The sequence below is a fragment of the Alteromonas sp. AWQ4_252 genome (assembly GCF_056158205.1).
Map to the genome: position 1 here is coordinate 2,795,039 of NZ_JBSWSV010000001.1, position 13,250 is coordinate 2,808,288.

The window sequence follows — 13,250 nt, forward strand, 5'->3', positions numbered from 1 at the left end:
CTTGCTGTGCTCGATTTAAAAAGGCAGAAGTACATGAGAAACATTAAATCACTTTTTACCGCAGCATTGCTTTCTTGCACTATGCTGTTCACCGCAAGTTCCAATGCTGCGTTGATAACAGAAACTATCTCTGCTGGTGGTCTCGAAATCGCTACCATCGAGATGGAACTGGATGATTCGCTGATCAACTCGGGTTTGGGCTTGGTTAGTACCGCAGATATGATAGGTTTAGATGTAGTGAGTATTATTATTCCGATCGCTATAGGCTATGGCCCAGTGGTGAACGACTTTGAAGCGATTATTGACGTTGATAACTTGTTTGCTGGTTCAGAGTTCATAACACTGGATGCCGAAGATATTGATGGCTGGTTCTACTACGTATACTTCGACGCGTTTTCAACTATTGATAACTACGTATCTATCTTTGATTTACCAAACAATAGTTTTATTTGGGAGTCGTTTGAAGATGAAGTGGAAGTGGTATCCTCCGTTTCCGTATCAGTATCTGAGCCTTCTATGCTGGTTATATTAGCGCTGGCAATGGGCGGTTTGGTAATGCGCAGACGTGCATAATGTTCAGGCTGTTTTCTTTGAAACCCTGCTCTTGAGCAGGGTTTTTTTTATTAATAAAAATGGGTGAGAGGTTTTTTGTTGCCATAGCACAGTATTAATTAGATTCTCTTTATGTTTATTTAGATTAATAATCACAGTTGTTATTATTGCGTTGGTTAAACAAAATTTGCTTGGACTGTATGAAACCAGTTTCATAGGTTGGTTCGCTTATTGCGTTGCGATAGCAAGTTACGCCATAATCACTGCCGTTTTATTCTGTTTGCGACACTGAGGTATTTTTGCTCAATCGGCTCTCTTTTCTAGTTTCAATATTATTTACACTGACGATCCTTGTTGTTAGTGCGCCAACTAAAGCATCGACAACGGAAGTGACATATTGTATCGATCCTAATTGGATGCCATACGAAGCCCTTCGAAATGGTAAACATATTGGCGTTTCCGCAGACTATTTGAACATCATTTCCGAGCTAACAGACATCGAGTTTATCCTGGTTCCAACCGAGAATTGGCAGGATTCTTTAGCTGCCGTCGAATCTGGCAAGTGTATGATAACGCCAATGATAAACAAAACGCCTAGTCGGGAATCTTTTCTCGATTTTTCTCATTCATACATTGATGCGCCGAGCGTACTTATTGGTAAACGCGCCTTGCCTATTATTCAAGGGTTCGGTGGTGTTGGTAACAAGCGGGTAGGTATTGTGGCAGGTTTTCGACACGCTGAATATTTGGCGCGTTATTATCCCGATGTGTTAACACAATACGTTAATTCAGAACTTGAAGGTCTGCAGAAAGTGAGCTCTGGCGAAATCGATCTAATGGTAAGTTCATTGCTCAGCGTTTATACCCTGATCAATAGCCATCAGTTGGATGATTTGAGTATTGTTGGTTTCGCTGAACCCTTTAATTCGCTCTCGATTGGTGTTAATACTCAATATGCCCATCTTTTGCCCGTTTTAAACAAGGCGATAAGTCAAATTCCAGAAAGCCGTGAAGTGCAAATTCACAAGCGCTGGACGTCTGTGAAACAAGTGCAAAACGCCAAATATTGGCCTGTGATGGTTATTGTATTTGGTGCAATAGGGATTGTTGCTCTGTTCTCATGGCGAAATCGGGTAGTGCAGGATTTTCAGCGACAGATAGCTTACAAAAATGATGAAATTGAAGTGTTACAAAGTAACCTGTTAGAGAAAACCAGAACGCTCGAATTTTTGTCCATTCGGGACGATGTTTCTGGGCTATATAATCGAAATTACTTTCTCAAAAAAGTAGAAGAAGAAATATCTCGCTACCAGCGTTTTCATCATCCATGTACATTAATTGGCGTAGAATTACCTGAATTTACTGAAAAAGCAATGTCAACGGAATGTAGAGACAGCTGTAGTCGAAAGCTTGCTTCAATTTGTTTATCTACAGTTCGGGATGTAGATGTAACAGCCAGAGCTGAGCGAAATCGTTTCGTTATTCTCTGTCCACAAACCAAGGCGGAAGAAGCTGGTCATGTTGCGAATCGCTTACTTACTCAGTTCCTTAACACCTTATCTGATTGCAAATATATTTTCGTGGGTGTTGCTGAATTGCAGTCTGCTCAAGACTATCAGGAATGGAATAATGACCTGACCAAAGCCATCATTGCGTCAAAGCATCAGGGTGGGAATGTAGTCGCTTTTTCAGACTAACCTGTTTGCACTCTCAACAGAGCGTGTTGACTCACACCTGAGGTTCATAAATCCACTTGTGGTTTGCATAAGATATCACGCAGCGATCGAACTCTTTGTCAGAACGCCAATTGCGACTATTTAGCTTCGCAGAGACGCCGGCATACAATCGTTTATTGGCGATAAGGCTGATACGATTCAGATATTCCTCTTTTCGTCTCTTTAAATCCAGAGCCTTTACTTCGAGCCAGTTTAGCAAGGCGGTTTCATTGTTAAGCAGTGCTTTGGCCTCAGCTACTTTACTGGCGAGTTCTTTATGGCATATTCGATTATTGATGATGTCTAGTTGTTCTTTGTGCCGGGTGTTATTTTGACGGAGCTGGTCAAGCATCTCCTTAATCGCCATTTGTTTTTCTTCTATCTCCCGTAGACCTTCTGAAAAATCAATTTTAAGTGTGCTTCCGGAGATTGCACCAAGAGTTCCTGCTTCAACTTTATTTCGGCAAGCTATCTCACAGGCAAACAAATTACCCATTGGTCTTGGAGCTCGGCCCACAGTGATACTGCCACCTGCTTTGAGCCTGCTGTATGCCATTTGTCTGCCTACTGAAATGTTCTCCTGGGCTTTGATATCAAGGCCTTGTCCGTGTTGAACATGTATATTACCACCAGAGATAAGGGTACACGCGTATCCATTCTCATTGTCCGTGACTTTGCCCATGGCACCTTCGGTGATGATAATATCACCACCTGCTTCAATTGTTGCTGACTCGACGAACCCGTTGATTGTGATGTCCTTCGTTGCCTTTACAATCATTTTCTCTGCAACATCGCCATTGACCAATATTGCACCGTCATAAGTCACGTGTCCGGATCCAACATTCACGCCATTGCAAATAAACGTGTCATCAATGTTCATCACTAACTCACGATATTTGGGCATACCAGACAAGGTTGAAATAAGTATATTTTCGTCTTCCGGACTTATTTCTGTATTCTTACCCATTTTAAACTCAAGCCACTCGCCGGGAGTGGGGGCTAATACTGAGCCTCGAACATCAAAACCTGCTCTCCCCTCTGTAGGGGGAGTGCGGCGTACCACTGGTGCCCCTTTTTTTACGCAGATGACATCGCCCAAATTTCGTAAATCGGTCTTGTCAGAGTCGTCAGTCTGCGGTTTTAAAACTCGTTCTAATGCGTTTGGAACCAATGGGATAAATCGTGAATTTCGACCGTTTCTGGGCGGCAGGCCTTTAGCTATTACCCTTTCAAAAATTTTTCCTGGCTCTGCAAGGGAGGCCTCATCTAAAACTTTTTGAATGTGACGCATACCGAGACCTCGCTTAATTCTTGCTTTGTGAGCCAAGTTTCGGATATTTGTCGCGGTAGGTAAACGACCACCATAAGGTGCAGTTAAGATTAGTGACGCAGTGAGATTGTCGTTGCTTATTTTAAAACTGACTTCAGCGTGGCGCAATTCGGCAATAACGGCACTAATTGGGCTTGTATCACCGGTTTTATAGTAAAGGTTGGCTTTGTCACAGGTAGATTTCAATGTTTCTGCTGAAAGGAACAGTGCCTCATAGTGCGCTTCTTCTATCAGTGCTTTGACATCGTCGATAGTGATCTCTGACTGCATGTCATTAGGCCGTGCGAGTAGCGTGAGAAGTTGAGTGTCGCTATCGAACTCGAGAGAAATACCTTTCATTATGGTTCCATTAAACTGCAATATAGGCTTATCGGCAGATGATGATCAGGCCTTTAATTATTATACTTTATAGTGAAAATCTCATGCGCGTCAAAGGTTTTGCGCGTATTGATAAAGTGCCCTTAAAATGGCTTGTTTGTTAGGGTCTTCGCGATGGGTTTCAATTAACCCTTCCAATTCAAGTAAATACGTTTCCAATGTTATGGAAGATGGCGAATTTCGATCAGTTAAACGATACTGCCGGTGAATTTGCCACCTTTGCACTTCATCTGCTGTTAAAGTATGTGGATAATTTCTCGCCCGATAGCGAAAAAGCAAGGTACGCAAGGTCAGGTTTTGTGTTGTATTGTGGAAACTATCAAGATTTTCAGGCTCACTGTGTCTTACCTCGTCACACCAACGTCGCTCTTCGTCAGATAAGAAGCCTCCACTGTATAGCGAGTGGTCTGCATCCATGTCTTTCTCTTCAGGTTGCTGATTGTACACGTTCAGTACTTTCTCCCGAAGATCCTCTCTAGATGCGAGGATTTGATAATGTCTAAGGCAAAGGTCGCGGTCTAAGCCGATTCGGGATGCATTCTGTTCGTCCATAGCCTTAGCGGTGGTAACAAAGGGAGAGCGGTTTATGTGTATGAGCTTTAGCCCAGGTCGGGGAATACCGTCGAGGTCATGATTTGACGTGTAGAGTTTTTCTCTAAGTGTGTCAGCGTCATCTTCAAGCAGGGGGGTTACGTCCTTGGAAAGATCTATCACAATGATCGCATTGCTGTTTGTAGGATGAGGTGCTACAGGCATAACCCAGGTGCAACAACCTTGGCTGGCGGGTATTTTCGAAGATACGTGGAGTAACACCGAAGGTCTTGAGAAATCAAATTGCTTTGCGACTTCGTGTTTGCTGCGCAGTTTAAATCCATAATCAAATAGCTTTGGTTGTTTAGTTTTAATTAACTTTGCCAGTGCTATGGTAGCGTGAACATCAGATAACGCATCGTGAGCTTGTCCGTGATTAAGGTTATTTTCCTTAGTGAGAGCCTCAAGTTTAAAGCTTGGTGTACCGTCTTCCTTTAACGGCCACTCAATACCTTCGGGACGAAGTGCATAACAAGCCCTGGCCAAATCTATTATATCCCAACGGGAGTTGCCGTTTCGCCATTCTCGCCCGTAGGGATCGTAAAAGTTTCTGTAGAAAAGGTGCCTGCTTACTTCATCGTCAAAACGAATACTATTGAAACCGACTACGCAGGTATTCGGTTTACTCATCTCATGGTGAATCTTCTGGCAAAATTCTGCCTCTGTCATTCCGTCGCGCAAAGATTGTTGTGGAGTAATACCTGTCACCAGGCATGCCTGAGGATGAGGGAGTGCATCATTGGCGATCCGGGCCATAATATTAATGGGCTTATCAACAATATTCAGGTCAGTATCTGTGCGAATGGCGGCAAACTGACACGGGGCATCTTTTTGAGGGTTGGCTCCCCATGTTTCGTAATCGTGCCAAAGCAGGGTGGTTGATTGCTGACTCATGAAAATATCGTTTCCTCTGTATGACTTCACGCGTCACGCACTATACCAGTGCTGTGGTATGCCTGCCAGCAACGGTAGCATATACTGGTCTTAAGTTGAGCAACGAAACAGGACGATTATGAAAATGGTTTTTTTGGGGTTATCGCTCTCGACAAGCATTGAAATATAGCGGCACTTTTCAATTCTGCTGGCATGTACCGCGCTAAAATTGACAAGAATGGCGAGGTTGCCAAAGGTCTTTATAAAATGTGGGAAAACTTTAATAATCTTTTAAAAAAATTGTAAAAATTCTCGCTATCTCGGTGTCTTAGGTCTACTCTCAAAGAGAGGCTGGTAATGGGATAGCCAATTGATTACAAGCGCGATAGTTGCGGTTCAGCTCGCAAATAAAAATTGCATTCTTTCCCGTTTACTGGCTTTGTCGTTGTGTTGTGAAGACCGTTAAGGGGGAACCATGGAATCTTTGTTGGTCAGCGATTATATGAATACACACCCAGCTAAACTTTTTGATGATATGCCTGTGGCTGAGGCGGTGGAAACATTGCTTGCAAGTAATCAAACGGGTAGTGCTGTGCAAGACAAAAACGGGAAGGTAGTGGGCTTTCTGTCAGAGCAGGATTGCCTGGTGCAAATGATAGAATCCAGCTACTACCGGGAACAAGTCTGCAGAGTTAAAGACATTATGCAAAAAGACGTGGCCGTTGTTAAACCATGGAATTCAGTCTTAGAAGTAGCGCAAAAGCTTATTTGTGAAAAACCAAGAGTATTTCCAGTGATCGACGACGATGGAAACTTGGTTGGCTCTATTAACCGGGCAGCCGTTTTACGCGCTATAGACAAGCAGCTACAGTCGGGATACAGCAAAGCAGTTTGAATAGCTGCTTTGCTGCTACCACAACAATAAATATCAGTGCAGACTAACGATTTGACCTTATGAACGCTGCCAGTGCACTGCCTTTTACTAATTTGAAGTTTTGCGGCTCTGAGGGCATGACATTATGTCCATCTTGCACAACTAAAATACCCTCTGGTAAATCGTCAGAGATGGGTAGTGAAATAGCGTCAAGACCATCGGTTTCCGACACGCCATCGATACCTTTGTCATAGTTTGTTGTAATGTTGAAAGCGCCCAGTAGCTTGTAATCGCCAGTTGTGGCATAAACGCCGTAGCTGTTATTGCCCTGGCTGGAAACTATCAGGTAACGTTCTCCATCAACATCAAACAGTGCCATACCTTCTATATCGTCCTTAATTTTGCCTCCCACCTCAGCAATTAGCGTTGCTGCACTGCCGGTAGTAGCCAGTGAACGCATCCAAATACCCGTGCTCTCTTCACCGTAGTACAATACTGAGTTGTCATCATCAGCAACGCATCCCTCAGGTTGTGAGGGCACAGTGAAGGTCTCGATAATTTCACTGCTTATTGAAGAGCCATTATATGACAGGCGGTGCCGCTCATAGTTACCGTCAGTGTCGTTTGCCAGCACGTCGAGTATACCGTCATTACGATACATACAAAGACCGTAAAGGTCGTTCAACGCAGATGACAATTTTGCAATAGGTTTCGCACGTCTGGTTGTGTTGTCTAATGCAAATACATCAATAGTTCTACTGGTTCTGTTTGTGGCTGCGGCAAGGGATATCGTACCTTTTGGCGTTTCCCAGTGGGTTCGCACATCGACATTGTTCAGTCGTCCGACTGGCAAGTGTTGCAATTGTTGGCCGGATAAATCGTAAAGGTTAAGTCCTGCTTTTTTGTCGGTGCCAATAACGACTGAATGCATGGGGGCATTATCGAAATACCAGATGGCCGGATCATCAGCGGCATCGCCAAATCTGGCTACAGGCGAGGTTTGTTCGAAGGCGTGTAAACTGGCGTCAGGCTGCATTGTATCGCTTACACTGTCGTTTTCTTTCGGGGCAGGAAAACGCACCGTGAAAAGGCCTCCTGTTTTATCGTCGTACATGCCAGCAATGAGCGTATTTTTCATGCGTGTAATACGCACAGTTTCTACTTCGACATCGCCGTTTATCTTAATCGTATGGTTGATTCCGTCGCCATGCATCATAACGACTGGTTCTGCGGGAGATACCCAGGCAACAAACCCATTATGGTCAATGCCTACACCCTCAGTACCTTCACTATGAGCGATCAGAGCTTTACCATCACCACTTTCTGCATGATAAGGATACCCCCATAAGCCTGCGTATTCATCAGCAAGGTAAATACGGTTTTCATCAGCGGAAGACTGGCACGACTTAATACCGGTACCCACGTTAACTGAACGCAGTGGCTGTGTATGTCCGTTATTCAACAAATGTTGCTGCATAACGCCTGTAGCGTCGATAGTTGTGATCACAGGGATATCATCGGTGACTGCCAGACAAACCGCTTCTATATCTGCTGTTTTTGCAGCAAGTGAAGTGACTTTGGAGAATTCAGTAAACAGGTGATTGATTGTATAAAGTTCTACGCCATAGCTATCGTTATTCAGTGCTGCAATTAAATATTGACCGTCAGCTTGTATTAATATGTCAGACTGACTGAAGTGACCTTTAAGCTGAGCTAGTAAATCACTCTTATTGTTAAGTAGTAACAGTCCGTCTGTTTCACTGGTAACCAAATATAACAGTCGACTGTTGTGAATGATTGGCGTTAATTGTTGTCCACTAACTGAAAGCCATTCTGGGGTGACTGCTGACGATGACGAAGCTGAATATGCTTTACTCGGCATTAACAGTAAATTGAAGAATAAAACAGAAAGCGCAAAAGAGGTTGTTTTCAAGGTTATAGCCCTTTTCTTAATCAAGTGGCAAGATAGGAGCGCAAATGCGCCCCTGGTTTATAGCTTCACATTTGCCAGGTAAAACCAATTTCGAAAGTACGTCCGTACTCTTCAAACTGGGCATTGCGGTTGCGTTGGTCGAAATAGTGGTAATAGGGCTCATCAGTCAAATTAATACCGTTAACATACAGCAGCATGCTGTCGTTAATGTAATATTTGCCGGAAAAATCCACTTGCTGGTGATCGTCTTCCATTCGGAGCATATCACCATCTATTTCTTCTAAGTTTTCACTCTTGTATGTCATCGTAAGGCGCAAGCTAACTGAGTTGTTTTCATAGCCCAGGGTAAGGTTGCCCACAGTATCTGATTGATTGGGTAGGCTGGTCTCGTAGCGCTCACCGTCTAGAAATGTTGTGGCGTCGGAGGAAGAGAAGGTACCATTCGCAGACATAAGAAAGCCGTTATCGAAAGCCTTTACCCAGGATAATTCAACACCTTGTAAGCTGGCGGATTCGCCATTGATAGGTTGAACAACCTCTTCAAACCCGGCCCAGTCGTCGGTACCTGCAACGTCGGCATAAACCACAAAATTGTCGATGTCCTTGTAGAAGTAACCAGCAGATAGTACGCCGATTGAGCCAGGATAGTACTCAACTGACAAATCAAAGTTGTTGGCTTCGTAGGGTTGCAATTCGGGGTTGCCAACTTCCGCTTCTCTTTCGGTAACGAATTCTCCATCATCCTCTTCAGTTTTACTTTCGATGATTTGGAATGCGGCTACATCTTCAAATTTTGGACGGGAAAGGGTTTGTGTAAAGGCGCCTCTGATAACTACCTTGTCGTTCAGGTTATACCTTGCATTGATGCTCGGTAACCAGTGATCGTAATCTCTGTCTGCAGACCAGGGGGTGTTGATAACTTCTTCAACATCGGTCTCTTCATTTTCGATCAATTCCACGCGCATACCGTCTGTGCTGAAATCTGTTCTTTCGTAACGGACACCAGCAACAATTCGAAGCTCTTCAATATCAGCTGTTACCATGGCATATGCAGCGAAAATGTCTTCGTTATTGACATAAGATGCACCGTTAGATTCAACTTCTGAGTCGAGTTCAGCAAGTTCGAGACTACTGCGATTTGCGTCAAAATCTGATCTCAATGCCCGGCGGTTGATACCGTCGCCAAAATCGCCCAATCCCCAATCTGGTTGACTGTCTGCAAAGGCTTCACCTGTTATGCCGTCAAAGTCACCATCGTATATAAACACGTCGCTGGCGCGTTCTTTTTCGCGACTGCGATATTTACTACCAAATTTGAATTCACCGTTGTAGTCACCCAAGGTGATTTTGCGGATAAAATCAATTTTGGCACTGACTTCCGTGTCTTTAGTATAGTTTTTCTCAGAACTAATTTCGTCCAAATCATAGGCCGTGAGTTGCATAGCCTCAGCATTTTGGGTCAGTTGAGGAATACGAGTCTCAAGATCTGCACTGATACTGTCATTATCTTGTTTAAACACGTAATACAAAGCATCCGGTTCATCTTCATCAGACTTTGCATAACCTAACTGCCAATTAATATCCCAGGTTTGTAACTGGTGTTCGCCTCCGGCGGCGATGGTGGTGATGGTCTGTTTTTCGTAGCGGTCTTTACTTTCCCTTTCTATTTCTGAGTCTTCCCCGTCGAAGGTATATATGTTTGCCTGGCGGTATTCATCATCAGAGAATGCACTATAGAGCGTGCGAATAAAGTACTGGTTATTGAAATCCGGTCTGAAATCTACGTTCAACGCGGCACCAAGACGCTCCCGGGTAATGGTGTAATCCCGTTGTTCCAGTTCGTCGTCCCCATTGCTTTCGATATTGTCTGAACCAAAATCACGCTCAAACCACGATAGCGCTGCAGCTACACCTAGTGACTCACTAAATTTGTGGGTGACGCTACCAGACAGCTTCGGACTCGTTTTTTCCACCAATTCATTATGGCTAGCCTGAGCCGTGATTTTTGCAGTGTCTTGTTGATAATCAAATGCACTGACGCTTTTTACTTCAATGGCACCACCAATTGCATCACCATCCATGTCAGAAGTAACTGATTTAGACACTTCCAGGGTTTGGATCAGCTCTGATGGAATAACGTCCAGAGCTACTGACCGAACCCCACCTTCCGGAGAAGGAATGTTAAGACCATTTATGGTGACATTGTTGAGGTTAGGATCGATACCGCGGATGCCCACAAAACGGCCTTCACCCTGATCGCGTTCGATGGATAATCCGGGCAAGCGTTGTAGTGCTTCAGCGGCGTTTTGATCTGGAAATTGGCCAATAGCATCGGCTGAAACCACAGAAGATATTCTGTCAGATACTCTCTGCTGGTTGATAGCGCTGGCCTGTCCGCTGCGCTGCCCCTTTACCAGTATGTCCGCTATAGCTTTACCGTTATCAGACAACAAAATCACCGGTGATATAGCACCTTCATCATTTACATTTACGGTTTGAGTCACAGGTTGAGCACCTAAATAGCTTACCTGCAATGTATAGTTTCCTGCCGGAATATTATTGAAACGGAAGGAACCATCACGTCGACTTTCGGTAAGAAGGTTGAGTTCCTTTATTTTTACTTGCGCACCGGCAAAGACACGTGATTTATCAGTATTGGTTAACTGTCCTGCAATATCACCGGCATGGGCCGCAACAGCCACAGATGACAGACTGAGTGCTGCTATACAATGTAACGAGAGTTTAGATAAGCGAAGCATGTGCGAGTTCCTAAATAAAATCGTGTGTTTTTTTATTGCTCGCTAAGCTAAAAAGATTAGATGACAAAAATGTGACTTCTCTATGACACTTACTGTCATAAAGCATTGATTTTACCTAGTTTTTATAGCTATTACACTTTAGTGAGCCCAAAAGACCCCCATTTAACTCATTGTTTTATCGTTGAATTTTTGAAATTTTGATTAATTTAAGGTGAGCGGAATCACCTAATTGTCATATTAGTGAGCCAAAATGACCCTGTTAAAGTAGCACAGGTTCGGGTTATTTGATCCGAGTTAACCACAGCAATGAGGATTTATGAATTCAGTTTACCGTTATCGACAGAGCCATTTGATTGGTGCAAGTTTTGCCATCCAAATCCTGGCTATTTTTCTCAGTTTCACCAATGGTACCTTAAAGCCGAGAGCGGATGTCGAAATAATGGACGTGGTCGGCGAGGGCAGTGTGGTTGTATTTGCTTTGATCTGGATAGTTGCTGCCATTGCCAGTCGGCCGCCCGGTACGGTTACCAACCTGATGGTTGCAGGTTTAAATTGTTTTGCATTTACCGCCATTTTGGACTTTCTTGATGAAGTATTTTCATATTCATCTGCCGCAGACTGGTTGAGCATGATGGAGTCAATGCCTGCCGCCCTTGGTATGGTGATTATGTCCGTAGGCCTTATGGCCTGGCACAACGAGCAAAAAGCGCTGAATAAACAACTTCAGCGTCGTGAATGGGCTTATCGCAATCACAATCAAATAGATGAGGTGACACAATTATACATGGCTGATTATTGGTGTAAGCGTGTGGACGAGCTTCGCAGGAGCGGGGAACAAGCAAGTGCGCTGATGCTTGACATAAACGGTTTTTCGTCTTTTAACGACAATCATGGTTATGTTGAAGGTAATCGATTTTTGCGAGAGATTGCCCGCCTGTTGGTAATGCATGTGAGGGAAAGTGACCTGGTTTGCCGTTACGCTGGTGACCGATTTATCTTATTACTACACGGTTTACATCATAACGGCGCACAGAATATCGCCGAAGATATTGAAACATCGGTTCATCACCTTGCATTTAAAAGTGGAGTGAATACTACCGCAGTATTCCAGTCGGTACGAACAGCTGTAACGCAAATTGAGAGCCATATGTCCGCTGAACACGTTGTTAGTGTTTTGCAAAGTGGCCTGTCAAAACGTAAATTAATGGCGGCTTCATGAGTAGTTCGTTGGTAAAGGCGGAATTTATTAGCCACGATGAGCGGGTGATCCCGGCCTCACCATTGTGTTCGGCGGTGATTGATGTGGCCAGGGCACTGGGCGCAGATATAAATAAACTGCTTCGTGGCACAGGGTTATTCGAAAATACACTGACAGAAAATGACTACATATCAGCAAACCAGTTTGAATCATTGTTGCTAAACGCCCACAAACAAGTCAGAGCGAAAGATTTTACCTTCCAGGTTGGACAGGCTTTGGCAACGTCACACTATGCCGGACTGGTTCGGGCACTGCGTTACGCGAAAAATACGTCACAGGCGTTTAGTGTATTGTCAGTTTTTTTATTGCCCGTATGCCCATTAATATCTATCGGTCATTATCGCCAACAAAATACACTTTTCTATTTATTTCGCGATGGGATGGGAAAGAGCAAAGCATTTAGTTTGGCCAGCGAGTTAGTCATGGCATGTCTGATTGCACTTACCAAAAAATGGTGTGGTCATCGTCTCCCAATTCATTTTCATTTTTCCAGCGCACGACCTCGTTATATTGCAAATTATGAGATGCATTTGGGGCGTCGTTTATGCTTTGAGCAGTCGTTTACCGGGTTTAGCATCAGTCAAGACGTCATGCAAGCAACGTTTAAACACGCTGATTCATTTTTGCTTCGCGCGTCTATATGTCACTACAAGAAGCATCTTAAAGTCGGTCAATTATTGCCTGATGTTATTAGAGAAATGGTTACGCGTAACGCGCAGGCAAGTACAATTGATGTGGCTGAGGCGCTACGCGTAAGCCCCGCCACGCTTAAAAGAAAGCTCAAGGGCTATAACGTCACATTTACGTGGCTTTCAGACGAAGTAAAGCGGGAGCAGGTGATATTTCTGCTGCAGGTTTGTCAGTTGTCAAACGAGCAAAGTGCGTTAAAAATGGCCATCACCGATTTAACTAATTTCAGACGGGCGGTAAAACGCTGGACAGGCAATACGCCTAGTGAGTTAAGGGGCCGATAAGCAACTGCAATGA

9 protein-coding genes are annotated in these 13,250 nt (G+C 44.0%); 5 read left to right on the forward strand and 4 right to left on the reverse strand.

What is annotated here, in order from left to right:
* Positions 1-33: 33 nt before the first annotated feature.
* The gene (locus ACXACM_RS12330) at positions 34-573 is read left to right on the forward strand and encodes a PEP-CTERM sorting domain-containing protein (protein ID WP_474822053.1); all 540 of its coding nucleotides are present in this window, start codon (positions 34-36) and stop codon (positions 571-573) included.
* Between the two features lie 368 nt (positions 574-941).
* On the forward strand, positions 942-2,249 hold the full coding sequence (locus ACXACM_RS12335) for a transporter substrate-binding domain-containing protein (RefSeq protein WP_474822055.1): 1,308 nt from the start codon (positions 942-944) through the stop codon (positions 2,247-2,249).
* 31 nt (positions 2,250-2,280) lie between these two features.
* On the opposite strand, the gene ACXACM_RS12340 is transcribed toward ACXACM_RS12335, so the two are convergent.
* Both ACXACM_RS12340 and sbcB read right to left on the reverse strand, forming a co-directional pair.
* Complete coding sequence (locus tag ACXACM_RS12340) at positions 2,281-3,936, reverse strand: DUF342 domain-containing protein (protein WP_474822056.1); 1,656 nt, start codon at positions 3,934-3,936, stop codon at positions 2,281-2,283.
* 90 nt (positions 3,937-4,026) lie between these two features.
* A complete protein-coding gene (sbcB, locus tag ACXACM_RS12345; RefSeq protein WP_474822058.1) occupies positions 4,027-5,460 on the reverse strand; it encodes an exodeoxyribonuclease I in 1,434 nt (477 codons plus the stop codon).
* 454 nt (positions 5,461-5,914) lie between these two features.
* Between sbcB and ACXACM_RS12350 the strand changes: the two genes are divergently transcribed.
* Positions 5,915-6,334, forward strand: a complete 420-nt coding sequence (locus tag ACXACM_RS12350) for a CBS domain-containing protein (protein WP_474822059.1) — start codon at positions 5,915-5,917, stop codon at positions 6,332-6,334.
* Between the two features lie 43 nt (positions 6,335-6,377).
* Here the strand turns inward: ACXACM_RS12350 and ACXACM_RS12355 are convergent, their stop codons facing one another.
* Together ACXACM_RS12355 and ACXACM_RS12360 are read right to left on the reverse strand one after the other, a co-directional pair.
* The gene (locus tag ACXACM_RS12355) at positions 6,378-8,246 is read right to left on the reverse strand and encodes a phytase (RefSeq protein ID WP_474822060.1); all 1,869 of its coding nucleotides are present in this window, start codon (positions 8,244-8,246) and stop codon (positions 6,378-6,380) included.
* 65 nt (positions 8,247-8,311) lie between these two features.
* Positions 8,312-11,005 carry a TonB-dependent receptor gene (locus tag ACXACM_RS12360; RefSeq protein ID WP_474822062.1) on the reverse strand — a complete coding sequence of 898 codons (2,694 nt, stop codon included), beginning with the start codon at positions 11,003-11,005 and terminating at the stop codon, positions 8,312-8,314.
* A 316-nt stretch (positions 11,006-11,321) separates the two neighbouring features.
* Between ACXACM_RS12360 and ACXACM_RS12365 the strand changes: the two genes are divergently transcribed.
* Positions 11,322-12,224 carry a GGDEF domain-containing protein gene (locus ACXACM_RS12365; protein WP_474822063.1) on the forward strand — a complete coding sequence of 301 codons (903 nt, stop codon included), beginning with the start codon at positions 11,322-11,324 and terminating at the stop codon, positions 12,222-12,224.
* Positions 12,221-13,237: a helix-turn-helix domain-containing protein gene (locus ACXACM_RS12370; protein WP_474822064.1), complete on the forward strand. Its 1,017-nt coding sequence runs from the start codon at positions 12,221-12,223 to the stop codon at positions 13,235-13,237. The genes ACXACM_RS12365 and ACXACM_RS12370 overlap by 4 nt, the downstream gene beginning before the upstream one ends.
* The last annotated feature ends 13 nt before the right edge of the window (positions 13,238-13,250 follow it).

Bases quoted from the DNA above. Each gene is read 5' to 3' on its own strand.
- sbcB (WP_474822058.1), bottom strand. From the start codon at position 5,460: ATGAGTCAGCAATCAACCACCCTGCTTTGGCACGATTACGAAACATGG.
- ACXACM_RS12360 (WP_474822062.1), bottom strand. From the start codon at position 11,005: ATGCTTCGCTTATCTAAACTCTCGTTACATTGTATAGCAGCACTCAGT.
- ACXACM_RS12350 (WP_474822059.1), top strand. From the start codon at position 5,915: ATGGAATCTTTGTTGGTCAGCGATTATATGAATACACACCCAGCTAAA.
- ACXACM_RS12365 (WP_474822063.1), top strand. From the start codon at position 11,322: ATGAATTCAGTTTACCGTTATCGACAGAGCCATTTGATTGGTGCAAGT.
- ACXACM_RS12330 (WP_474822053.1), top strand. From the start codon at position 34: ATGAGAAACATTAAATCACTTTTTACCGCAGCATTGCTTTCTTGCACT.
- ACXACM_RS12340 (WP_474822056.1), bottom strand. From the start codon at position 3,936: ATGAAAGGTATTTCTCTCGAGTTCGATAGCGACACTCAACTTCTCACG.
- ACXACM_RS12370 (WP_474822064.1), top strand. From the start codon at position 12,221: ATGAGTAGTTCGTTGGTAAAGGCGGAATTTATTAGCCACGATGAGCGG.